17 protein-coding genes and 1 pseudogene are annotated in these 23878 nt (G+C 57.8%); 3 read left to right on the plus strand and 15 right to left on the minus strand.

Annotation, left to right across the window (positions count from 1 at the left end; all coding sequences use genetic code 11):
• Positions 1-57: 57 nt before the first annotated feature.
• From fahA to IVB27_RS33785, 5 genes are all read right to left on the minus strand, one after another.
• Positions 58-1377 carry a fumarylacetoacetase gene (gene fahA, locus IVB27_RS33765; RefSeq protein WP_249811779.1) on the minus strand — a complete coding sequence of 440 codons (1320 nt, stop codon included), beginning with the start codon at positions 1375-1377 and terminating at the stop codon, positions 58-60.
• A gap of 112 nt (positions 1378-1489) precedes the next feature.
• Positions 1490-2761, minus strand: a complete 1272-nt coding sequence (locus IVB27_RS33770; RefSeq protein WP_247447101.1) for a flavin-dependent oxidoreductase — start codon at positions 2759-2761, stop codon at positions 1490-1492.
• Between the two features lie 182 nt (positions 2762-2943).
• The gene (locus IVB27_RS33775) at positions 2944-4212 is read right to left on the minus strand and encodes an MFS transporter (RefSeq protein ID WP_247447102.1); all 1269 of its coding nucleotides are present in this window, start codon (positions 4210-4212) and stop codon (positions 2944-2946) included.
• A 460-nt stretch (positions 4213-4672) separates the two neighbouring features.
• Entirely contained in the window at positions 4673-5746 is a 1074-nt protein-coding gene (locus IVB27_RS33780) for a flavin reductase (protein ID WP_247447103.1), read from the minus strand.
• Between the two features lie 34 nt (positions 5747-5780).
• Complete coding sequence (locus IVB27_RS33785; RefSeq protein ID WP_247447104.1) at positions 5781-6809, minus strand: LLM class flavin-dependent oxidoreductase; 1029 nt, start codon at positions 6807-6809, stop codon at positions 5781-5783.
• Positions 6810-7706: 897 nt separating this feature from the next.
• On the opposite strand from IVB27_RS33785, the pseudogene IVB27_RS33790 reads away from it, so the two are divergent.
• Positions 7707-8600 (plus strand): annotated as a pseudogene (locus IVB27_RS33790) (alpha/beta fold hydrolase).
• 137 nt (positions 8601-8737) lie between these two features.
• Complete coding sequence (locus tag IVB27_RS43855) at positions 8738-9214, plus strand: alpha/beta fold hydrolase (RefSeq protein WP_524536529.1); 477 nt, start codon at positions 8738-8740, stop codon at positions 9212-9214.
• A gap of 131 nt (positions 9215-9345) precedes the next feature.
• On the opposite strand, the gene IVB27_RS33800 is transcribed toward IVB27_RS43855, so the two are convergent.
• The 8 genes from IVB27_RS33800 to IVB27_RS33835 all read right to left on the minus strand — a co-directional run bounded on the left by IVB27_RS33800 (position 9346) and on the right by IVB27_RS33835 (position 19198).
• Complete coding sequence (locus tag IVB27_RS33800; protein ID WP_247447105.1) at positions 9346-10956, minus strand: FAD-binding oxidoreductase; 1611 nt, start codon at positions 10954-10956, stop codon at positions 9346-9348.
• Between the two features lie 429 nt (positions 10957-11385).
• Positions 11386-11751 (minus strand): VOC family protein, encoded by a 366-nt coding sequence (locus IVB27_RS33805; protein ID WP_247447106.1) that lies wholly within the window; start codon positions 11749-11751, stop codon positions 11386-11388.
• Between the two features lie 120 nt (positions 11752-11871).
• Positions 11872-12645: an oxygen-binding di-iron domain-containing protein gene (locus IVB27_RS33810; RefSeq protein ID WP_247447107.1), complete on the minus strand. Its 774-nt coding sequence runs from the start codon at positions 12643-12645 to the stop codon at positions 11872-11874.
• A gap of 36 nt (positions 12646-12681) precedes the next feature.
• Positions 12682-13575 (minus strand): hypothetical protein, encoded by an 894-nt coding sequence (locus IVB27_RS33815; RefSeq protein WP_247447108.1) that lies wholly within the window; start codon positions 13573-13575, stop codon positions 12682-12684.
• A gap of 325 nt (positions 13576-13900) precedes the next feature.
• Positions 13901-14824, minus strand: coding sequence for a LipP1 family hormone-sensitive lipase (gene lipP1, locus IVB27_RS33820; RefSeq protein ID WP_247447109.1), 924 nt, complete (start codon positions 14822-14824; stop codon positions 13901-13903).
• 111 nt (positions 14825-14935) lie between these two features.
• Positions 14936-16903, minus strand: coding sequence for a flavin-containing monooxygenase (locus IVB27_RS33825; RefSeq protein WP_247447110.1), 1968 nt, complete (start codon positions 16901-16903; stop codon positions 14936-14938).
• Between the two features lie 518 nt (positions 16904-17421).
• Positions 17422-17805: a VOC family protein gene (locus IVB27_RS33830; RefSeq protein WP_247447111.1), complete on the minus strand. Its 384-nt coding sequence runs from the start codon at positions 17803-17805 to the stop codon at positions 17422-17424.
• 418 nt (positions 17806-18223) lie between these two features.
• On the minus strand, positions 18224-19198 hold the full coding sequence (locus IVB27_RS33835) for a helix-turn-helix domain-containing protein (RefSeq protein WP_247447112.1): 975 nt from the start codon (positions 19196-19198) through the stop codon (positions 18224-18226).
• A 252-nt stretch (positions 19199-19450) separates the two neighbouring features.
• On the opposite strand from IVB27_RS33835, the gene IVB27_RS33840 reads away from it, so the two are divergent.
• A complete protein-coding gene (locus IVB27_RS33840; protein WP_247447113.1) occupies positions 19451-20203 on the plus strand; it encodes an alpha/beta fold hydrolase in 753 nt (250 codons plus the stop codon).
• A 210-nt stretch (positions 20204-20413) separates the two neighbouring features.
• Here the strand turns inward: IVB27_RS33840 and IVB27_RS33845 are convergent, their stop codons facing one another.
• On the minus strand, positions 20414-22024 hold the full coding sequence (locus tag IVB27_RS33845; RefSeq protein WP_247447114.1) for a flavin-containing monooxygenase: 1611 nt from the start codon (positions 22022-22024) through the stop codon (positions 20414-20416).
• A 165-nt stretch (positions 22025-22189) separates the two neighbouring features.
• Entirely contained in the window at positions 22190-23857 is a 1668-nt protein-coding gene (locus tag IVB27_RS33850; protein WP_247447115.1) for a class I adenylate-forming enzyme family protein, read from the minus strand.
• Positions 23858-23878: the final 21 nt, after the last annotated feature.

Here is a 23878-nt window from a genome sequence, read left to right on the forward strand (position 1 = left end):
GGTATCGAACGTCTTGGTCACCGTTGGTCCACAGAGGTGGACCGGGGATGACCGACTTCAACGCGCGGGCGACGCCGTGACACGGCCGGCGCATCGACCGAAACCGATGGGTGCGAAGTCCTTTCGTGCGCAGCGCCCGGTGATGACGATCTCGTCACCATCCTCGAGGAAGGTGCGCCGCTCGCCACCCGGTAGCGGCAGAGGCTCCTTTCCGGCGCGAGTGATCTCGAGAAGACTGCCCAGGGCGCCTGCCGCATCGCCCGAGACGGTGCCGCTTCCAAAGAGGTCGCCCGCTTCGATGTTGCAGCCGTTGCTCGTCAGATGAGCGACCATCTGCCCTACGGACCAGTACAGTTCGCGCGCGGAAGCCTTGCCGAGCACCGTGGAGCCGGCGTTCTCCCGTAGCATCCGCGTCGTTACGAGCCGCGTCTCGAGCACCACATCGACCGCACCGCCGGCCCGGTCTTGGTCATCGGAGAGATACGGCAGCGGCGCAGGATCGCCCGTTGGCCGTTCGCACAGCGGTACGCGGAATGGACGGAGAGCGTCCGCCGTCACTACCCAAGGTGAGATCGTGGTGGCGAAGCTCTTGCCCAGGAAGGGTCCGAGCGGCTGGTATTCCCACGCCTGGATATCGCGCGCCGACCAATCGTTGAGCAGACAGAAGCCGAATACGTGCCGCCAAGCCTCGTGCAGCGGCACCGGCCTGCCTCGCTCCGAATAGCCGCCGAGAAACACGCCGAGTTCAGTCTCGAAATCGAGCCGCTGGCTGGGCCCGAACGAGGGTGCTTCCTGACCATCTGCGCGCGTCTGCCCCGCCGGGCGGCTGACCGGACTGCCGCTGACGACGATGGTGGACGCACGGCCGTTATAGGCCACGGGCACGTATTTGTAGTTCGGCAGCAGAGGGGCGGTCGGCCGGAAAATGCTCCCGGCATTGGTGGCGTGCTGAATCGAGGCGAAGAAATCTACGAAGCTCCCCGGCCGTACCGGCAAGAACATGTCCACCCCGTCGCTTGCATGAAGATGCCGCGCAATACGCTCGTGATCGCCATTCTCGGTACACAATAGGTCAGACAACGCGAGGCGCAGCGCCGTCCATGCACGAGGAGCGAGCGACATCAGCGGCCGTAGATCGGGAGCGATCAGTGTGTCCGCGATGGGTTTGACCTCGCCCAGAAGTGACGACACCGCGGCGACGTCGAGGACATGGTCACCGATCGCGACACCGCCACGGGGAGCCTTGCCCGAGCCCGTTTCACGGAAAACCCCGAAAGGCAGGTTCTGTACCGGGAAATCGGAGTTCGCCAGGTTCGCGCTCGCCACCCAACTGAGGCGCAACGGGTCGTGGCTACGATCGAGGTCTGTATTAATCAACGAGTGCCTCCTTCATAGAAGGGGCAGTCTAGCGCTTCGGCCGATTGTTCTATGTCCCACAATCAAGTGACATCCGAGTTCTCGGGCCGCTCGACCGCGGCGACCAAGCGGCTCAGACCCGTGAGCCGGCAACACTCAACGATGGCCTCTGGTTCAGAATTTCAGGATCGAAACCTGCTGCGATCTTGAAGCTTCGGGCGATGCTTTCAAGCTCATGGCGCGGAATGATCTCTTCTATGGACGTGAAGCCGTTGGGTGCTCTTTCCTCCGCCATCTGCATGACTATTTCAGGCCCGTACTCGCGATTGCGAAGCATCACTTCCGTGACGACCGGCAACCGGTCCTTTTGGTAGTCGACCAACGCACGGGCGGGATCGAGGGGTGACTCGGCGAGGGCCTTCGCAAGCACCCTGGCATCAATGATCGCCTGGGTACCCGCCTGCGAACCGATCGGGCGCATTGGATGCGCGGCATCGCCCAAAAGAGTCACGCGTCCGAAGCTCCATTTTGGCAGCGCATCCCGGTCGACCTTCGGATGCTCGTAAATATCTGTGGTCTGTTCGATCAGACCTGTGACATCGATCCAATCAAACTTCCAATCCGCGAACGGTGGGAAAAACCGTTCCTTGGGAACTCGTCGGTCCCACACCTCTTGCTTGTCGAGGGTCCACTGACCACCCAGGACTGTCAACCAGTTGATCGGGGACTTGCCGGTGGCGGCGATCTCTTTGCTCATCGGGTATATTACGGTGCGCTGCTCGCGATGGCCTATCATCACCTGGGTGCGACCATCCAGAAAGGGATCAGCGATAACCGAACCGCGCCACTGGACGCGGCCGCTATCCACTGGCGGCCCTTCATTGGGGTATAAAATCCGGCGCAGCCGGGAGTTGATGCCGTCAGCTCCAATCAGGATATCGCCCTTGAAGGTGCCGGCCGACCTCTGGTTCTGCCGATCAATGAAATGCGCGCGAACTTCCTTCTCGTCCTGGTCGAAGGACTCGAAATGAAAACCGACATGAAGACTGTCCTCGCCGGCCCGTTCGCGTAGCGCCGCGAGCAGGACGGCCTGCAGGTCGCCGCGGTGAATTGAATATTGCGGCCATTTGTAGCCGGCACGGAGACCGCGTGGTTCGCTCCAGATCAATTGGCCGAGCTTGTTGTAGTAGGAAAGCGTGGAGGTCTCGATCGCGGCGGCAGCGAGACCTTCGCCCAGCCCAAGTTCGGTGAACTCACGCACCCCATTCGGTTGCAGGTTAATACCCTGACCGAGCGGCTTGATGTCGCGGACCGTTTCGAAAACCTCAACATCAATGCCGGCTGCGTGCAAACTTAAGGCGGCAGTGAGCCCCCCGATCCCGGCTCCAATGATAATGGCCTTCATCAAGATCTCCACCCTGGTTGGATTAGTGAGCAGCGTCTACCGTCGGCCGGCCGCCATCATTACATCCCGGTCGGACACGTCACCTGTGCGGATGGACGTGTTTTCGACCTTCGAAAAGATCGGCCTGGATGGCATCGGTACTCACTAATATTTTGGCATCGCAGGCGCGTCTCATATGACCTCTATCCCGCGTATTTCACTTCCGATGTGATCGTCGCCGGCCAGTTTCGCTTTAGCTGCCAAAACACGGTGATCAGACTAAGCCCACCGACCGCGGCAAGAGTACCACCCGCGGTCGCTAGGGCGTATACCAGCGCGTCAGACCCGCCGCCGAACCACTTGTCGGCCAGCACAGCAACGAAAGTGGGAGCGAGCGCATAACCAGTAATACCGACCCAAGAAAAATGGATTCCGGAGATTTTCCCAATTGTCGTGCTGGGCGACACATGCACCATGGTCGCCGTGCCAACGGTGAATAGGGCCGACGCAAGCAGATTGAAGAGAGCCAGCATCGTCCAGGTCAAAATAATCGAATTGCTAAAGGGCGCTACGACGGCGGGAATTGCAATGAGGACGCATCCGATCGCGCCGACCAATGGCACCCCGGGCTTACCTAACCGTTTCAAGGCGAAATCAATGACAAAGCCTGAGAGAAATTGACCGGCCGTACTCAGGAACAGAATGATCAAACCGAGTGCGAATCCAATCTGACTGGGCGGAATATGCCATGTCCGCCCGAGAAACGCCGGGACCCATGACGAGTATCCGACCAACAACATGATCGTTGCGCCGTTGGCGATAAAAAGCGGAACGAAGATCATCCAACGTGAGCGCAGGTCATCGAATGCTTGCCGCACGGTCGCTTCCTGACCGGTGGCCGAGGGACGACGCTTGGGTTCTGGAAAGGTGAACACCAGCACGGCGATCGGCAGAGATAAGAGCCCGCAAGTGATCAACACCACCTGCCAGCCGTGGAATGATCCCACGGAATCGCCGACGAGGAGAAGGATCATGCCTCCTCCAAGCAGAGCCAAGCCACCGCCCACGCTCGCGCCCATCGACCAAACTCCAATCGCCCTCCCTCTGAATTCCGCATCGAAGACGTCCCTGATCAAAGACAACGCGGCCGGGCCAGAGACGGTCTCGCCAGTCGCGACCCCCAGGCGTCCGACGAAAAGCGTCGTATAGTTGACAAACGCACCGCAAAACATCGTCGCGGCACCCCACAAAGTTATCCCGGTCGCCAGAATCTTACGACGGGAGATCTTGTCGACCAGTGAACCGACTAATGGTGTTATGAAGAAGTACGGCAGAACGAACGCGGCGCCGATGAGAAAGCTCATCTCGGTATCGGTGATACTGAGGTCGCGTTTGATGGGCTGCACCAGCAGCGGCAAGACGTTTCGGTCGATGAAAGCGACCGCATTGACGAGGCACAGGATCAGCACCATCCTCCATTGGACCCCCGTCGGTACAGCTGACGTAACGTTCGACTGCATTTTGTTACTCCCCCCTGATTGTCGTTTTAGGTTGATATGGTTTTCAATCGCACTTCTCGAGGCCGCCAATGAAATACGATTTGCCCGTTCGAACGCATTGACCGTCACCGCGCCCTTGAAGCAAGCGGTATCGCGGCCATCAGGATGACGAACTGCCGTTGAAAAAAGCCGTTGAGATGCTCGCACAGTTTCGCAAAACATCGTTGCCGCAATTCAAGCGGTATCGTCGCATCGGTACCTCCGCGTCGGGAGACGAACCTCGCTGATCACATAGAGCGTCTGTCCTCCAATGATTTTTACGCCGAGCCGGCCGTCCAGGTTCAATCGTCGTTGCGACGGTTGCCCATTTCAGCGCGCTCGGCGCTCGCCGTGAGCGGTCCGTCTCTGTTCCGGATTTCCCTTCGCCGTCACCTTACAGATCAGCCGCTTGTGGCGTCCCGTGAACTTGCCCTTTTTCACCGGCGTAGCCGAGGCGTCGGGACAGGCTTTGGCCTGCGACACATAACGTCTTTGCGAGCGGACTATCGAGACTTGGCTCGAACTGCCCCGTGTCACCGATTGCCGTGATTGTAAGGACCGCATGTCCGCTAGCGTCAAGCACGGGCACGCTCAGGGCGGAGTCTCCGCCGCCGAGGCGGTTGATAGTGATAGCTAGACCATGCGCGCGTGCACCATGTAAATCCGCGCTCCAACGTTCGATCGCTGAAGACGCCAGCTCTGCTTCGACGAACGGTTCGATCACGCTCTTCGGCAAATGTGCGGCAAACGCGATCCCCGGTGCCGTCAATGTGACCGGAAGCACGAGTCCGACAGGCAGGGTCTTCCTCGGCGAAGTCAGTGATGGCGCCCAGTTTATCACAGTCGGTCCGTGGCTACCCCAGACGGCGAGAGCAAACGAATGGTCGAACTCCGCAGCCAACCGCGCTATAGCGCGGCCGCCAAGACGCATTGCGTGAAACGGACCGTCGTCGGGCGATTTCCCGCCAGGTAGCGGAGCCAGGTCATGAGTATCCGCGACCAGGTATTTGCCGCCACCAAACACCAACGGCTTCCGGGCCGTTCTCCGGATCTGCTCTACCTCCCCGAGGAATATCGTGTGATCGCCGCCGGGAATTGCCGAAACAAACCTACAAGCCAACCACGCGCTGGTGTCCTTGAGGATGGGAAGGCCGTGGATTCCAACCTCTATTTCCAGATTCGAGAACTTGTCCGGACCCGAGCGGGCGAACCTGTTCGAAAGGTCGATCTGATCTTCAGCCAAGATATTGATGACGAAGCGGCCGCTCTTCGAGAAGATCGGGTGGCTCGGCGACGAATTGGACTGGCTCCAGAGCACCAACGGAGGATCAAGAGAAACCGAGCTGAACGAATTCACCGTCAGCCCGTGATAGCGCCCCGTCGCATCTACCGTCGTAACTACGGTCACCCCCGTGACGAAGGAACCCAATACATCGCGAAGTTCTCGATGGTCGAATTGGTAGGTCATCAGCTTACCTGGCTCTAGCAGGAGACTTGGCGACTTAAGCCGCCACCGATTCGACAGCCTCAAGCGCTGGCATCACCTCTTTCGAGAACAGCCGGATCGAGGCAGAGGCATCGGCAAAGGGCATGCTGCCGAAAACGAAGCTCCCCATGAAGTAATTGAACCCACCCCGATTAATCTGATCAGCCAGCGCGGACGTCACGGTCGTCGGAGAGCCCGCTACAGCCTGGCCGCTCTCGACAAGACTGTCGAAATCAGGAGGAAGCTTCATCCTGATCGGTTGGGCGTTGTTCTTCACCCACAGCTTCATGAAGCTGCTGTAGAATGTCGGCCATGCTTTGCGCCCGATCTCGCGAGCTCTGTCGTCAGTATCCGCGACGACCACGTAACGGTTGATTCCGATCAGCGGCTCGGGACGGCCGTCAACATCCGCTTTGTTCCATTCGGCACGGTAGGCGTCGGAAATTTCCCGCAAACGCGGCGCCGGTCCGCCGCACACAACGTTGAAGTTATTCTGTGCTGGCCACGCCACCGAGTCCGGCGATCCGACGGCGTACCAAATCTGGGGATGCGGTTGCTGGAAGGGCTTCATCTCGACGGCGAGGTCCTTGACCTGCCAGAATTCCCCCTCATGCGTCAGCGAATCCGACTTGAAATACGCTCTTACGATCGCGAGGGCCTCGGCGTACATCTTCGCCGCCTGCTCGGGCTCGACCCCGAGCGCTGCGAGCTCAAAGGGCGAAGCACCGCGGCCAACCCCGAACTCGAATCGACCCTTGCTCAGATGGTCCAGCATGCAGATCTCTTCCGCAAGGCGGACAGGATGGTAGAGAGGCAGCAGATACACCAGCGGACACAAACGCAGATTTCGCGTACGCTGCGTCAGCGCGGACATCAACACGCTCGGAGAGGGCGCCGTGCTCAGCGAGGTCCCGTGGTGCTCGCTCATGTGATAGCAGTAGAAACCGCTCACATCGTAAAGCTCCGCCAGCTTCAGACGCTCTTCGTATTGCTGAGCCAGCGGCAAGCCGCCGCAATCGTTCTGGTCGAATATGCCGAACTTCATCACAGGATGCCTTCTAGGTCAGAACGTCGCCCGCAGTTTGCTATTCACATCCGCCGGTCTTTAATACGGTTCCGTGCTCTCTAATGCTCGGCATCTCAATTTTCGGTAGTCGACGCGAGCGCCCCCGGTTAAGCACAATTCACGCAAGTTAGATGTCACATTCCGATGTGACATCTGAATGCGACCGGCGCCGGTCGCTCATACCGCTGCGCGGACATTGCCTATGCGGTAGCGACTCCGTTGCTTGTCGCATTTGGATTTCCGCATCGCATTCAGATACGAGGGACGCGCGCATCGAATATGCCAGAATTCAAACGATGCGCGCGTAACGCCGCGCCTGGTTCGCCGCTTCGCGCGATGAGTCGCGCTACTTTCCGCTCGGAATGAGAATTTGAAACTCGTTCCCATCCGGATCGGCGAACGCCACGACCGTGCCGTGGGGTCCTACGTCACGCAGGGTGAGGAAACCGGTTTGCCCGCTTTTGCCATTCCGAACCTTCTGCCGAGATCGCGTCTGCAGCGACACCTCGAGTTCGCGCTGATCAGACGTTCGAGGCCTATTAGAATGGTACAACGCCATGCGTTGGACAGCGATTTCAGATGGCCGTATCACGGCATCGCTCGCGGCTCGAAAGTCGGCTCTGTGTCACCCGTCTATGGGACTGACTAATCGGCGCGGGCCGGTATGATCAAATCGTCCCCGACAACCTTCGTGGATTTTGACCGCTGTTCCGTTGATCGGCCGGCGCATCTGTCATGATGACAATCGCGCACAGCTGAGCTGCCGGATTTGCTTCGTCTGGCAGGCAGTCCCGTATTGTGGAATGAGCCAATTCGCCTTGGAGTTTCGCCTTGACCGAGAACGCCTCCGCGACGCGTGCATCTTCGTCGAAGCGGCTGGAACCCCTTCGTAACATCGACGCTGGTCCGCTCAACATTGCCTATTACGAGGCGGGCCCGGCCGACGGGCCCGCCGTAATGTTGATGCATGGCTTCCCTTACGACATTCACAGCTATGTCGATGTCGCGCCGATCCTCGCCGCACAGGGCTGCCGCGTCGTCGTTCCCTATCTGCGCGGCTACGGCCCGACCCGGTTTCGCGAAGAAGCCACACCACGCTCAGGCGAGCAAGCGGCCATGGGCGCCGACATGATGGCGCTGATGGACGCGCTCGGGATCCAACGCGCGGTGTTCGCGGGCTACGACTGGGGCGGCCGCGCTGCCTGCGTCGGCGCAGCGTTATAGCCGGAGCGCTGCATCGGCCTCGTATGCGTCAATAGCTATTTGATCCAGGATATCGCCGGAGCGATGGTGCCGGCGCGGCCGGATCGCGAGGTGCCGCTGTGGTATCAATATTACTTCCAGCTCGAGCGCGGCCGGGCCGGCCTTGCCGCCAACCGGCGCGGCATCGCCAGAATATTATGGACGCAATGGTCGCCGAACTGGAAATTCGACGATGCGTGTTTCGAGCGGACGGCAATCGCCCACGATAATCCTGACTATGTCGATGTGGTGATCCACAGCTACCGCCACCGCTTCGGTCTTGCCGACAGCGATCCGCAATATGCTGACATCGAGCGCAAACTGGCGGCACAGCCTGCGATATCGGTGCCGTCGATCACGCTGGATGGGGACGGCGATGGCGTCAGCCCAGCAACCGACGGCAGCTGGAGCGCACCGAGATTTACGCGTTCCCGCGTCCATCGCGTGGTGCCGCGCGCCGGACATAATCTGCCACAGGAAGAGCCCGAGGCGTTTGCCGCTTCCGTTATGGACCTGATAAAGGCGTAAGCGATGTCATTTTCCGTTGACTGTCAACGCGGCCTACTTTTTCGCGCGGCCCTACCGGGAGGTGCGATCCGGGCGTTCGCGCAAGGGAGCGCACCCCGGCGCGAGCGCGTGCGCCGTCGTCAAAGCGGACGGGGCTGTTGCGCCACGTCGATGCCGGCGTGCTCAACATTCCCCATGTGAAAGAAGGCCCGAAGGACGGACCGGTTGCGATCCTGCTGCACGGCTTTCCCTACGACATTCTCAGCTACGTCGACGTGGCGGGGCAGGATTGCCCCTTCATCGTCCCCTATCTGCGCTGCTTCGGCGCGACGCGAGCCAACTTGATATATTCCACCGGGCCGGCCAAGAGCGACGCTGGGAGGATTCCAAATGGATCGCACTTCCACTGCAATACGAGAACACACGTAAGAGAGGACTCTGAGCGACGACCAGGACAAATACCGCTGCTGCGAAAAATGAGATCCGATTTGGTCGCTTTGCGCGGTAGCCAACAGCTCTACTCCAGTAGCGAGGTTTTACTCAAGGAATGCAGCCCGCAGCCAACCCTTGGTTCATTAGCCAACTGCCAGCGGTTTAGTCGCTACGCTTGCGCTCCGACGCAATCGCGGAGCTGACCAGTTCCCAATCCACGATCATTTCACGAAGAACGACCGCCGCAATTCCAGAACCCTTCTCTACAGTATCGAACCGATGCCAATCCGCCCACGTATCTTGGCGTTGAGGGTACGGAGGGAGCCCTCCCCGTTCACTCTGGTTGCGGGAAGCCTGCCTCACGAAAGCGGGCCCCCCAGATGCCAGACTTTCCTGGAGCGATAATGCCCTTGGGATCGAGGGCGTTCTTGATCGCTTCGTTGAACCGGCGCTGAGCGTGATCATTGAAGCCGAACTGGTCCGCGGCAGGGTCCATGAAAGACAGGTGAGCCCGGTAAGCGCCATAGCCCCGCTTTCCGGCTACGACGACCATCCGTTTGGCGTGTGCGTAGGCTCTCTGCACCTGCCCCTCATCGGTGGTGTCGAACGGAATTATGTTCACAGACGCGGCGGATCGAGCGTTGATCGGTACGATTCCGACGAGATAGTCAAATCCCGCTTCTGCGCTCATCTTCGTGAACAGGTCTTGAGCGGCCCTGGCGTGCTCCCCGGTGAGCGGGATAACCGGTGAGAAATCGACGTGCCCGCCAGTGTCACCTCCCGACCACCCTGACATCTTGTTGAGGTCAGTACTTGGCACGCCGATCATCACGCGCTCCACCGCGCTCGGCAGGGACTCGAACTCGTCGGCACCGTGCTTCTGCCCAGTGACTCTGACACTCGGAATGGACTCGAAGCGCTTCTTCAGCTTCGCGAAGTTGTAGTCAACGATTGGCTCGTCACCATAAAGCGCGAAGCGCATCATCCATCGACCGACGTCGAGCGCTTTCGCGATCTTGTCGATTATTTCTTCTGGCACCGGCCCAGCGCCGTCATACCAGTCGGTTCGGGCGCTGTTTTTCGATGCGATGCAGAGCGTGTTATTCATGGAGGGACGCATGTTGATGGTGCCTGCGAGCATCAGTTCTCGCAGCGCATCGACCACGGCCGGCATCTGCGCGTCATCCCACACCTGAAGCCACAGCGGCATGTAGACCTCGGGCTTCGGCATGAGCCAGTAACCCATCTTCGTCACGACGCCGAAATTCGATTGCATGAACAGCTCAGTGGATGTCGGTCCGAAGCCGCGCTTGTACAGAGGCCACGTCGGATTGTTCTCCATCGCACCCGAACCTGTGCGCAGGAGGTCGCCGTTTGGGAGAACGACCTCGAACCCACAGTGCGACGCTTGGTCGATGCTGTAGGGCATGTAGGTCTGTCCGTGTTCGAGCGTGTTCGACACAACACCACCCCAGCCGATCTCGACTATAGACGCAGCGAGGTTGTGTCCACCTGCCTCGATAGCCTCGTAGAGGTCAAACCAACTCACACCAGGCTCGACGATCGCGTATCCGAGCTTCTCATTGATCTCGAGCACCTTGTTCATGCTGCGAAACGACAACATCAGCGCGCCCCGAACCCGCGGAGCGGCGCCGCCATACCCATTGTTCTTGCCCCGCCCGAGCGGCCAGAGGGGCACGCGGTGTTCGTTTGCGATTCGCATGATCGCCTGAACGTCTTCGACGCTGGTGGGGCTGACTACACCGCATGGCACATTCACCGCTGCCCCGGAGAACTGGAACGGATCCTGAACGTCCGCCAGGTCGTCGGTGTCCAGCTTCTCCGGCCCGATCGCTGAAGCAATGGCGGCAAGGGCCACACGGAGCGACTCGCCTGTCAAGCCGAGTGGAATCGGTATGTTCGCATCACTGTTATCGTCGTTCATCGTTGACGGATCTCCCTACACGAGGTTGCCTGAGGCACAGGATCTGCACCATCCTTCATTGAACCTCCATCGGTACACCTGACGTAACGATCGACTGCATTCTGTTGCCTTCCCTGATCGTTCTGTTTTTAGTTTGTCACGGTTCGCATTCGCGGTTCTCGAGACGTTAGGCCCTGGCGTTCTACTGACCAGCGACTTGTGTGGTCCCGCAGACCTCCTCTCTTTCAGCTACGCGCCGGGATCGGCTTTCGCCCTCGGCGGATATCACCTTTGCGAGCGGAACATCGAGACATGGCTCGAGCCGACCTGTGTCACCGCCTGCCGTAATTGTCAGGACCCGCACTCCTTCCAAATTGTGACAAGTTCGATCGGTGTGCTCGCTGGGCATCGGAATGCGATGCAGCTGGCCAGGATCGCGGAATCGAATGGTCAGTCGCGTAACTTTGCACTCGGGATGAGAACCTGGAAATCGTTCCCGTCGGGGTCGGTGAAGGTTGCGATCGTGCCGTGGGATCCCATGTCGCGCAGAGCGCAGAAAGTGCCACCCGCATCTTCGACCTGCTGCCGGATGCCCGCCAGTTGTCCCGTCTTGAAGACAACTACGACGCTTTGGGCTCTCCCACCGGCTTCCTCGGGCGAACTAAGCGAAAACGACACGTTTCCAGTGTCGAACTGGCACCAGGAAGATCGGTCGCGGAATTTCGTGACCAAGCCAAGCGCATTTTCATAGAATCGCTGAGCCCGATCCATGTCCTCGACGACCACATAGACACCGCCGATACCTGTCGTCTGCATCGTTCTTCCTCCTCGCCTATTTGCGCACTTCCTTTGGATGGCCGCATTTTCATCAAGTTCGCGATCGAACAGACCTGACGTAGCGGTTCACGTAAGCGGCTGAACTTGATTTCGGCCTGGCTAAGGCCGTTCGAGCAGCGCCTCGTTCATCACAGGAATCAGACGGCTCGGATCGGTGATGACACTGCCATGAGCGGGGCATATCATCTTGGTCAAGTACCTATCGAGCATCTGCCTAAGCTCAAACACGACCGTGCTGTTATCCGCAAATCGTGACCAGTAAAGTGCCAGGTCCAGTATCTGACGCGCGTCGCGCACCGTCGGCTTTTGCGAGAGCTCTTCGCTCAAGAGAACGCACTCACTGGGATCGGCGTGAGAGAACGCGAATCCATCAGAGACAAACAGCGCCTGATCGCAATCATCGTAGGCCCAATACGACGCCTTGAGATCCCGGATCACCGCAGGCAACACCGTTATGAGACGTCCACCCAAATCAATGACATCGCCAGTCTTATTCTGCTGAAATCGCTCTCGTTTATACTGGTCGGGAAAATAGAGGTGTAGGTTCCGTGTTTCGCCAACGACTGTGGCGCGAGGGAACGATTCCAATAAAAGCCCGAGGTTTCCCGAGTGCGGATACTCTTCATGGGTCGGAAAAATATAGGTTAGACCCTCGCCCACAACAGACCGGATGTATGAGGCGATCTTCTTGAAATCCTTTGGATGCCCTGTATCGATGAGCATGCTACTGCTTTCACCAACAACAAGGTAAGCAGAAAGATGCGTGTGAAACGCATTTCCGGCAACCGCCAGGTGAAAACATCCCGTCATCAAATGAATGCTTTCCGTAAGCTTTCGCGCCCCGAAGCCAACATATTTCATATCATCCTGCATAGCCTGCTCCCGTGACATTCGATCCAAATTGGACGATCAGCGCGACAACGCAGACGACGCATGAAGCGGCAGATCGCGTGCATCCAGCATCTTCATTGCCTCGATCAAGGCTCGCAATCGCGAGTCCACGGCGTCTGCTCCCAGGATGACCTGCCCCCGAGTAGGCGCCAGAATCTCGATATCCCTCTTTGCAAAATAGTCTTCCAGGGTTTCAATGATGCCACCCAAGCGTCCCCGAGAGAGCCACTCGAATTTTATGGCGAGCTCACGCAGCATCAAAGCTGTCATCTCATCCTTGCTGAGGACGTCCGAGTTCGTGCGGATCTCAGGCCTCTCAGATACCGATGAACAAAAAATATCGGAACAGAACAGCGTACGGGTGTGTGAATCGTGCAGCCAGAGCGACGGCAGCACACGAAGCGGCGTTTTAAACGGTTCAAGGCGGACTTGTCCGTTAATTGAGATGCTCTCGCCTTCGTCCGCGGCAATACATTGCACTCCAAACTCGAGCATCAGCAATTCGGTACTGCGCTTGTCGAAGCTCTCGGAGCGAGATTCAGCAGAATCACTCGGAAAGAACTGCAAAGCGCTCATCTGCGGCGCCGAATGAACAGCTTCGATCCCGAAGTCTTTAACCAGGTTCGGGATATTGCACACGCATTCCGGCTCATTGCGCGTAACCGCGATCCTCTTGAAACTATCTCCATCACGCAGCTGGCTCCGCAGTTGCTCGCGAATGATCGCATGATGAGCAGCCGCACCCGATTCCACCAAGAGACAGTCGTTTCCGCTCCTCAACAGATATGAGTTGTATGCAACGAATTTCCCACGGTCGTCCGCTGGATACCAGCTAATCCGTTCGTCGATCTGCTCGACGCCGCCCAGCAGAAACACCTCACCTTGGACGATTTCAGTTGTCTGGTCTCGCATCCCAAATCCCTTTCGTATAGACAAGCATCGAAGCTTCGACCGCGAGTTCATGGCACTATTCGCGGTTAAGAGCGCTTGTCTGCGGAGACGACGCTCTCGGCCAGAACACTCTCGCGAATAACCCATTGAATGCGGAGCAACACGCGTGACGAGCCTCGAGCAGCGCGGACAGAGACAATATCGAGCGCCAGAGCGGCACGCCCGCAAGTATCGCGCCGATCCGACCCATTCGATCGCCTGCCATGTGATTCCCCCGTCAACTACTGAACTCGACCCAACACCGCTCGCCACACCTGCCCCTAAGTCTTGGAAAACGACCTCGACATCAAGGCTGCGTCCGGAGAAAGCCGGCTATTTCCTCGTAGAGCTCTTCCGCACGAGGAACGGCGCCAGACGACCAAAATGCCCCGTGAATGAGGCCATCGATTCTGGTGACGCGAACGTCGACGCCAGCGGCCGCTAACTTGGCACCGTACGCTTCGCTTTCATCGCGGCTGGGATCGTACTCCATGCTGACGATCAGGGTGCGTGGAAGGCCTACAAGGTTCCCATCGATCGGACTCGCATAGGGATTATTTCGGTCGGTCGCGGCCGAAATGTAATGATCCCAGAACCAAGACAATGCTGCGGTGTGCAGGAAGTATCCTTCAGCATGCTCACGCATCGAAGGATAGTCTGCTTTTGCGTCCACAACGGGATACAGCAGGATCTGACCGGACAGCTTCGGACCACCCCGATCACGCGCCATCAGGGTTGTCGCTGCAGCAAGATTACCTCCAGCGCTATCGCCCGCAACGAAAAGCTTTTCGATGTTTCCGCCAAACGAAGCGATGCGATCGCCTACCCATTTCATAGCCGCATACGCATCCTCCACTGCAGATGGAAACTTGTTCTCGGGAGCCAACCGGTAGCTGGAAGCAACAACGATCGCACCTGTTTTGTTGGCCAAGGCGCGGCATGGCTCATCGACCACGTCAAGTCCTCCGCCGACCCATCCACCACCATGAAAATAGACTATAACCGAAAATGGTGCCTGCCCCTTCGGCACGTAGATGCGCGCGGGCAGTGCTCCGGCAGGGCCGGGGATGTCGACGGAATGCACCTTGGCAACTTCTTGCGGCGGCTTTTGCATTCCGACCGAGCTCCCAACAGCTCCGCGAAACTCATGGAGATCCATCAACTCAAACGATTTTGCTCCGGCCTGCTTTAGAAAGGCGATCAGCTCGCTCACGTGTTGATCAAGTGCCATAGTGCCCTCCGCTTGCAATCATAATGATCTTGCAGGCCGGGCCCCGTTGCAGTCGGGTAGCCGCCGCCTGAACTTCGATCGGTCGCTTCGCTCGTTCGTGACGTTCGTGTCTTATCGCCCGGCCGCGGTGCTAACCGGCCCAAAGCGGTAATCGGCGGCAACGACCGCATTCGTCCGCTGGTAGAATTCCGTCGCGGTGAACGGGTAGTTTTGACCTACTCGTCCATTGGCATCCTTGTACCAGCTGTTCACCTTCGAATATCCCCAGGCTCTGGCCCTGTTTGCTTCGTCCAAGCGTCGGTCGTAGCCGCTGAATACTTCTTCGCGTACATCCATCACGCCAGCGTCCTTTTCCAGCATTACACGCACGGCATCGACGATGTATTTCGCCGTCAGCTCGGAAAACATCACAATGCTTGCGCCATGCACCACCAGATTCGTATTCGGGCCATACATACAGAACATGTTCGGGAATTGCGGGATCGTCATGCCGAGATAGGCGCGAGCACCGTTCTTCCAGGCATCCTGAAGCGAACATCCGTTGGCCCCACGAACCTTAATTGGGAAGAGAAACTTGGAGGCCTGAAAGCCCGTACCGTAGACAATTACATCGAACTCGTGACTGTTTCCGTCTGCACACCCGATCCCACCAACCGTAATCTCGGAGATCTTCTCCCTAATCACATCGACATTGTCGCGCATCAGTGTTCTTGCCCATGTTCCGTTGTCGCGAAGGATGCGCTTCGATCCAACCGGAGAGTTCGGAATAATGGCTTCGCGCAAATCTGGGCGCTCCGCAATCTGGGCTTCGAGCCATTGCTGGAGTTCCTGCCGAACGAAGTTATTACTCTCGGATACCGCTTGCTCGCTGGCTGCATAGTTCGGATCAACGACGACGTGCTCCAAGATTCCGGGCGTCTGCAAAATGAGCAGACTTCCGCGATACCATTGTGCGTAGCCAGGAAGGTTCTCGAACAGCCAACGCTCACTTCCCTCCACCGGCTCGTGTAGATTCGGCGTCGGCAACAACCAGGTCGCAGTTCGTGCGAACACCGTAACCTTCGCGGCGACACTCGCGATCTGAGGAATGAACTGACACGCACTGGCGCCGGTGCCGATGACTCCGACCCGCTTACCTTGAAGATTGAGGTTATGATTCCATTGCGCCGAATGAAATGACTCACCCTTGAAACTATCGATACCGGGGATCTCCGGCAATTTCGGGCGGTTGAGCTGACCAACCGCGAAGACGATCATGTTTGGCGACACCGTTTCGGTCTTGCCGGCAGAATTGACCGTCAAGTTCCACACTTGCTCCTTGTCGCTCCAGACCGCCTCCTGGATCTCTGCCCCGAATTTGACATGCTCGTAAAGACCGTTGTCGTTCGCGACTTGCTGGAGGTACGACAAGGTTTCATTGCGTAGACCGAAATAGTCCCGCCAGACGCGCGGTGCCGAGGCGTAGCTGTACACGAAGCTGTTTATGTCAACCCTGCAGCCCGGATAGTGATTTTCAAGCCAGGTGCCGCCCACGTCACCGTTCTTCTCATAGATCGTGAAGGGTATTCCGGCTTGCTTGAGCCTGATTGCCGCGATGATGCCGCTCTCGCCGGCGCCGATAATAGCGACATGAAACGGACGATCTGGCGCGATGATTTCCTTGTTCCATTGCGGCTGACGCAGATCATACCCATCGAAGATCAGTTCCTCCGCGAGTAACGGAATCAGAGGTTCGATGGAGCTGCCGAGAAACCACTCGCCAATGCCGCGGAGAAGATCATACGTTGGTCGGGCGGGAGGCTGCCCACCGCGCTTGCTATGATCGGCCAGGCGCCGATAGCACTCCTCGCGAATAAGGATTTTCTCTTCGTCGGAAACCTTACACTGGGCCACGCCGAGCACATCGACGGGACGCCATCCGTTGCGAAGCACCGAAAGATCGCCTGTCGTGTGGGCGGTGGTCATAAGAAGCGTTGGCAAGTCCGCTCCGCGCTGAATATGGTGTTGCAACGCGACTCCGTGGGATAGACCTCGCTGCGGACCCGCGGCCTGAAGTGTTTTCAATTCTTGCACGGTCATATTGGCCTCCTCCGCCGACGGAATGCCCGCTTGCTCGACGCCCGCTGCGGACCCAATCTGGAGTCTGATAGTTAGACCGCAAACGCGCGTGCTGCTTGACATCGAAGGCGAAACGGCTTTGCCTGCAGAGCACTGTCGCGAGCGCCGACAATGCATCGGTCGTGGCCCTGGTCGATGAATCGCATGATGCAATGGCCCCCAGAGTCCAAGCGTTCTGACCGCGCCGAGCGCGCAATCGCGAAACTCTCGCGCACCGCATTACTATGGCCATCGGAATGTAATGAAAGCGCTTCCGAAAAAACGGCGTGCCGGATGCGCAAACCGTTCAATCTGACGACAGTTCTACGTGGCCAATAGCACGAAAGATGGCGACGCTATCTGCGATCGCCGGCTCGATGGTCGAGGATCGCGTTCTGTAGACAGTCGCACTCGGCTAAGATGTCCGTAGCCTGTGGCGGCGTAGAGGCGGACGACGCATGGCCGGAGCGATCCAGCCGGTCACGCCTCCGTGCTACACCTCAATTCAGATCGAGGTATCGACTGACTTCTACGAGGTTGCTGTCGGGATCCCGAAAGTAGAGCGAGATCATCTTGCCCTCGGCACCGTCGCGCTCAATCGGTCCGAGCTCGATCGGGACGCCGCAGCTTTCGAGATGGGCGCGCATCTCTTCTACCGGCATCCGGGTGATGAGACAGAAATCGGCGGCGCCCGACGTTGGTGCCAATGCCTTCGGATCGAAGGTGCGGCCGACTTCATGAACGTTGATCTTCTGCTTTCCGAACGTCATGGCTGTGGGGCCCGCAGAATCGATGCGCTTAAACCCGAGAACGCGCTCGTAGAAGGCACACGTCTTTTCGAGCGACTGGACGGTGATCACGAAATGGTCGATACGGTCGATCATTGTCCGGCCCCAAAAAAGCGTCGAATGCGTGATATCATGAGGAGAGCCCCGTCTCGTTAGGCTTTAAACAATGGAACAGACCCATTTGGGGGCTCATGCTAACCGGAAAACGTGCGTGCTGCTTAACATCGGAGGCGAAACGGCTTTGCCTGCAGGGCACTGTTGCGGCCCCGACAATCCATCAAGGGCCACCAGGGTCAAGAAGCCGCATCGAATGATCGACTGGCAGGATCTGAGCGTCCACAGTGAGCGGAGTACGCGAGCATAGCACCGCGACTGCATCAGCCATTCGGATCCAATGAAATGCTTGGCGGAAGGACGGTGCGTCGGATTTTGGCAAGCCATTCAGCCAGACAGGAGCGCCCTGTAATCAGCCGTAGTAGAGGTACGACGCAATCTGCCGTCGCTGGATCTTCCGCTAGTTGGGATATTGCGGGTCAGCCGTGGGTTGTTGCGTGTTTCGCGGCATGACGTCGCGTGGCGATCGTCCGAACGCTTCGCGAAAGGCCCTGTTGAAGCTCGGAATATTGCTGAAGCCGTATTGAAAGGCGATGCTGGTGACAATGCCAGGCATCCACGGCTGACGCCTTAGCGCCATCCGGCACTGCTCCAAGCGGCGATGCATCACCCACCCCATCGGAGATTGTCCTTCAGAGGCAAACAACTCGCTCAAATAGCGGGTGCTAATTCCGATCGCGTTAGCGATCTTGGCCGGTGATAGATTCTCATCGTCAAGATGCCGTTCGATATAGTCGCACGCCCGCTCCCACGTTTTCCTACTTGCCTTGACCCGGGGGAATGAATGTGACGCCTCCCGATCTGAAGTCGCCGCCGAAATGAGGTCGATCGCCGCCATATTAATTTGGGCGGAGCGAGAATTGGCTAAGTTTTCAACTTCGGCCTCAATGGATTGCAAAAACTTTGAGGCAACAAGTCCAACTCCGCTGGACCCATCTATTCGCCGCCCGACGTTGTCCGACAGGCCCCTTAATCTTGCCTCGACTTGAGTCGGCGAGAAACTTAACCATAGAACATCGGAACCATCGGAAATGTCGATCGTGTACTCGTCGCGTGAATCGAGTAGGCCGATGTCGCCGCTCGAGATTCCGGATCGCCGCCCGCGCTGTTGAATAATCAGTTCGCCAACAAGTGGCAAGCATACAAAGACCGCATGCGAAGATGTCTCTCGAATGTGCTGAGCGCTTCGAAGCACTTGATACCGCCCACCTTGGGTCGTTCCGCGAACGACGCGCATGCCCTCGAGTTCGGAGATGGAATAGCGGCCGACGACCCCAGACGCGTTGATAATATCGATCTCGACAAAAACAGACGACATGACGTTTGGCATCAAGCCATGCAGGCGCAGGACGCGGCTAGGCTCCTTCGAACTCATGACGAACCTCCCTGTCGGTAAAGTTGTTATGCCGCCCTCGTAAGGACCGGGATGCTACCGTTCGTCTAAACTAGTTTCGATGCCCTAGCGGGTCAAGTAGATGCCCTCGTGGGTCAAATAGGCGTGCAGAGCCGCTGGTCGGTTCTTATTTCTCGAAGTGAAAAGCGCAATGCCGGCGCGCTCCAGACTTCGCTGGTGTAGGTCAACCTCCTCATAATGCTGCCGCAGGCGGACTTGGAAGGAACACCGAACGTGAACTGTATCACCTACGGCAACGGACCTCATCGCGCTGTCTTTCTTCATGGATGGTTCGGAGACGCACAATGTTTCAAGCCCATGCTTCAGGGTATTGATCCGGATCGCTTTAGCTTTGCATTCCTTGATTTTAGAGGGTACGGCAGCGCCAAGGACTCTGCGGGTCCTTTCGACCTCGCAACCGTCGCTGCGGACGCGATCGCAGTCGGTGACAGCCTCGGCTGGCCTCAATTTTCGATCGTCGGTCATTCGATGGGGGGTAAGGCAGCGCTTCGGACCGCGACGCTCGCAGCGAACCGCGTCCAACGCATCTGCGCAATCACGCCTGTGTGGGCCGGAAAAGCACCTCTAGACGCAGACACTCTGGGATTCTTTCGCTCCGCTGCCGAGCAGCTCGACGCCCGACAAGCGATCGTCCATACATCAACGGGCGGCAGGCTGCCATCTTACTGGTCGAGGGGTGTTGCAACCCTTTCGACGAAAACCAGCACTGCGCGCGCATTTGCGGACTATCTGGAATCCTGGGCGCTGGACGACTTCGATCAAGAGGCGGCTAAACTGACCAACGAGACGCTTGTCGTGGCCGGCGGGCACGACTTCGGCGTTCCAGAGCAGTTCATTCGAGAAACGTGGCTCAAACGACTTTCAAATGCGCGGCTCACCCTTTTGCCGGAATCAGGTCACTATCCGATGGATGAGTGTCCACTGATTTTGGCTGCGACTGTTTCGGCTTTTCTCGATCCTTCATAGGACGAACTGGTCATCGGCCGCCGATTAAGCATCGAGTAGTGCAATCACTTCCTGTGCGCGATCACGAAGCAGCAGATCCGGAAAATAAGTCATCTCCGCATCGGACAGCCCCGGCGACGCCGCGACACGAAACCCTTCGAGACAATTCACCGCGCCGCACGCGAATGAAGCAATACGTTCCCAATTAATTGGGTGGAAGCCCCAGCTGGTTCATGCCAACCCAAATCCCTCATAGTCTTTGCTGGCCACATCCTCGATAATTTTCTTGTAGACGTGTGCTCCCCCAAGATAGGGCATAAAAACTCGCGGTTTCCCAGGTATGTTTGCGCCCACATACCAGGAGTTGCCCTTCGGCATGAGAGTGGCGCTTGCCACCTCATTGACGTGTGACACCCATTTGTCTTCCGCGTCGGGCAGCGCCTCGATGGACGACACACCCTTGCGCCCGAGATGCGCAATGCAGTCGGCGATCCAATCGACGTGCTGCTCGATTGACGCCACCATGTTTGTAAAGACCGACGGACTCCCGGGTCCCGTAACCATAAACATATTCGGAAAGCCGGAGACTGCCATTCCAATATAGTTTTTTGGTCCCTCGGCCCAGCGGTCTCGCAGCTTCAAACCGTCGCGACCGGTGATATCGATCTTGAGCAACGCGCCAGTAATCGCATCAAATCCGATTGCGAGAATCACCGTATCCAGCTCGAACGATCGAGATTGCGTAGACAGGCCGTTCGGATTGAACGATCTAATCGGATCGCTCTTGACGTCGATCAATGTGACGTTGTTTCGATTGAACGTCTCGAAATACGCGGTGTCGACGCAGATGCGCTTGCCTCCGATGCCGTAGTCGCTCGGCATGAGTTTCTTCGCCACTTCCGGATCAGGAACCAATGCCGCGATCTTTTTCTTGACGAATGCGGAGGCGTGAGCATTCACGACCGGATCGGTCATTACGTCGGTATAACCATGTACGAATCCGAAGCCGCCGACTTTGGTCCAGCGGCGCTCGAACTCGCGTTCACGCTCCTCGTAACTGACCGAACTGCCCGGGACAGTACCAAAGTCGCTCAGCGTGTTGATGCGAGTGGCCAAAGCTGCTTTCCGCCGCTCAGGATAGTTTTGCTTCCACGCCTGCTCGTACTCGTCGTCCATCGGCCGATTCAGTGCAGGGATGGAGTAGTTCGGCGTGCGCTGAAACACGTAGAGATGCTCGGCTTGCTCGGCCAACACCGGCGTCACCTGTATCCCTGACGAGCCCGTCCCGATCAGCGCAACCCGTTTGCCTTTGAGCTGAACGCCTTCGTGGGGCCAATCCGACGTGCGATAGACTTCGCCCTCGAAATTATCGATTCCAGGGAACGAGGGAACGATCGGAACCGACAAACAACCGGTCGCCATCACACAAAATGGAGCCTCGAACGCCTCACCCGCTTCGGTGCGGACTGTCCATGTCCGGGACTGCTCGTCGAAAGTGGCGGCGACCACACGGGTTTCAAGTTGAATATCGCGACGAAGGTCAAGTTTGTCAGCAACGAAGTTGATATAGCTTAGAATCTCCGGTTGAGGCGCGTACAGCTGCGACCACTTCCATTCGCGCTGGATTTCGTCCGAGAAGGAGTATGAATATTGCATGCTTTCGATGTCGCAGCGCGCGCCGGGATACCGGTTCCAATACCAGGTACCCCCAATCGATTTGCCGGCCTCTAGAACGCGCACGGAATATCCATCTTTCCGGAGCCTATGCAGCGCGTACAAGCCTGCGAAGCCGGCGCCAATAACGATCACATCCAATCGCTTCGCGCTTTTCCTTTCGGACATTTCTGGACCTCCCGGGTAAGCTTTTTATGCTGGTTGGTTCTTCCGTCGCGTTCTTGCAGAGGCCTGCCCTACGGGGCTTCGAATGCCGGAGCCTAACGCCGCCAGATCAGGTAGTACTTAAGGGACGCCCCGCGGACGCTCGTTGCGGAGCGGTTCAACCAAACATCATGCCAGGACGTCGAGCTTCCCGTCGGTCGCCATTTCTTTCAATGCGACCTTTCGGATCTTTCCGCTTGGCGTGAGCGGAAAGACTTCGGTTCGGAAGTACCTGGTTGGAATTTTGTATTTCGCGATTCGACTCGCGCAGTGATCGGAAAGCTCGGCTGCAGTGACGTTTGCGCACTTAACCGCGGCAGCGACTATTTCGCCGAAGTGCTCGTCCTTGACTCCGAACACTGCAACTTCGGTTACTGCCGGATGTAAAAAGAGAATTCGCTCGACTTCCGCGGGGTAGATGTTTTCGCCACCACGAATGATCATATCCTTCAAGCGTCCGCCGGCCAGCACCAACTTTCCGTCGGGGCGGATTTGCCCAAGATCGCCCGTTTTTAGCCATCCGTCCGCGTCAATTGTCTTTCGCGTTTCCTCGTCGTTTGCGAAGTAGCCACGCATGATCAGATGACTCTTGATCTGAACTTCCCCTATCGCGTCATGTCCCAGGATTGCACCGTTCTCCGGGTCTGCAACCCGAATGCTGTATCCCGGCAAGGGCAGACCTGCGGCTTCGAAACGGCTCGGATCGTCGGCCTCGGGACAACAGGCGAGCCCCGAGGACTCGGTCAGCCCATACCCCTGAACCATGGACGGAATCGGGAATTCGGCTTCGCATCGGCGCAGCATGTCAGGCTCGACATCCGCTCCTCCGCAGGTGCCAACTCTGAGCGACGATAGATCGAACTCTCTCCGGCGCGGGTGCTCAAGCATCATCCGCAATGAAGTAGGAACAGCGATGTGAACGGTGGCGCGATGACGTTGGATGATCTCGAACATTTCAACAGGGTCGAACGCTTCTATGCCAAGGAATGTCGCACCAACCGTTAGGCATCCAGAGATCCCGACGCAGAAGGATGCCGCGTGGAACATCGGAACAATGGAAGTTATACGGTCATCAAAGCCTATTTTCAGCCTCAAGAAAATGCTCCGACCATTAGCCATAACGCCCTCATGCGTCAGCATCGCTCCCTTCGGGAAGCCCGTGGTACCTGAGGTGTATATGATCGCGGCGTTGTCAGTGCCTTCTACAGATGGAAGAGCCGTACTTGAGGTAGCTCCCTGTGCGATCAGATCGTCAATGGACAGACATTGCTCGGCGCGTCCGCCAATAATGATCTTGGTCGGATTGTTCTTGCTTTGCTTGGTCGCCTCTCGAACCAATTCGAGATATCTGTTCGTTCTGAACGCGGAAGTGAAAAAGATCGCGCGAGCCTGCGAATGCGACAAGGCGTAAGTCAGATCTTCGACCTTGTAATAGGTATTCAGTGGGACCAGCACCATTCCAGCTTTGGCGACCGCCAACTGGACAATCAGCCAATGGATCGAATTCTGAGCAAGTAGCGCGATATTCTCTTTAGGCTTGAAGCCGAGATCCAGCAGCGCCTTGGCCAAGGCAGTGGATTTGTCGTTCAGATCCCGGAAAGAGATTGCTTCGGCGGGAAACGCGAAGGCGTCCTTGTTGGGGTGAGACTCGGCGATAGCGGCCAACGCTTTCACAGAGGTGTCGAACGCAGCTTTCTTTTCGGGCTGGGACATTGTTTTCACCGGCATGATGGAAATCAGCTGTCGATCTTGTGTCGGCACCGGCCGGAGGTCGCCGGCCGATCCTTGCTCGATCATCCCAGCGCCGCGGCCGTTGCG

This window comes from Bradyrhizobium sp. 197 (assembly GCF_023073375.1).
Lineage (GTDB): Bacteria > Pseudomonadota > Alphaproteobacteria > Rhizobiales > Xanthobacteraceae > Bradyrhizobium.

What these genes read in the sequence shown, in the direction of transcription:
- IVB27_RS33770 (WP_247447101.1), bottom strand. Translation starts at nt 2,761, where the DNA reads ATGAAGGCCATTATCATTGGAGCCGGGATCGGGGGGCTCACTGCCGCC.
- IVB27_RS33775 (WP_247447102.1), bottom strand. Translation starts at nt 4,212, where the DNA reads ATGGTGCTGATCCTGTGCCTCGTCAATGCGGTCGCTTTCATCGACCGA.
- IVB27_RS33780 (WP_247447103.1), bottom strand. Translation starts at nt 5,746, where the DNA reads ATGACCTACCAATTCGACCATCGAGAACTTCGCGATGTATTGGGTTCC.
- IVB27_RS33785 (WP_247447104.1), bottom strand. Translation starts at nt 6,809, where the DNA reads ATGAAGTTCGGCATATTCGACCAGAACGATTGCGGCGGCTTGCCGCTG.
- IVB27_RS33800 (WP_247447105.1), bottom strand. Translation starts at nt 10,956, where the DNA reads ATGAACGACGATAACAGTGATGCGAACATACCGATTCCACTCGGCTTG.
- IVB27_RS33805 (WP_247447106.1), bottom strand. Translation starts at nt 11,751, where the DNA reads ATGCAGACGACAGGTATCGGCGGTGTCTATGTGGTCGTCGAGGACATG.
- IVB27_RS33810 (WP_247447107.1), bottom strand. Translation starts at nt 12,645, where the DNA reads ATGCAGGATGATATGAAATATGTTGGCTTCGGGGCGCGAAAGCTTACG.
- IVB27_RS33815 (WP_247447108.1), bottom strand. Translation starts at nt 13,575, where the DNA reads ATGCGAGACCAGACAACTGAAATCGTCCAAGGTGAGGTGTTTCTGCTG.
- lipP1 (WP_247447109.1), bottom strand. Translation starts at nt 14,824, where the DNA reads ATGGCACTTGATCAACACGTGAGCGAGCTGATCGCCTTTCTAAAGCAG.
- IVB27_RS33825 (WP_247447110.1), bottom strand. Translation starts at nt 16,903, where the DNA reads ATGACCGTGCAAGAATTGAAAACACTTCAGGCCGCGGGTCCGCAGCGA.
- IVB27_RS33830 (WP_247447111.1), bottom strand. Translation starts at nt 17,805, where the DNA reads ATGATCGACCGTATCGACCATTTCGTGATCACCGTCCAGTCGCTCGAA.
- IVB27_RS33835 (WP_247447112.1), bottom strand. Translation starts at nt 19,198, where the DNA reads ATGAGTTCGAAGGAGCCTAGCCGCGTCCTGCGCCTGCATGGCTTGATG.
- IVB27_RS33845 (WP_247447114.1), bottom strand. Translation starts at nt 22,024, where the DNA reads ATGTCCGAAAGGAAAAGCGCGAAGCGATTGGATGTGATCGTTATTGGC.
- IVB27_RS33850 (WP_247447115.1), bottom strand. Translation starts at nt 23,857, where the DNA reads ATGATCGAGCAAGGATCGGCCGGCGACCTCCGGCCGGTGCCGACACAA.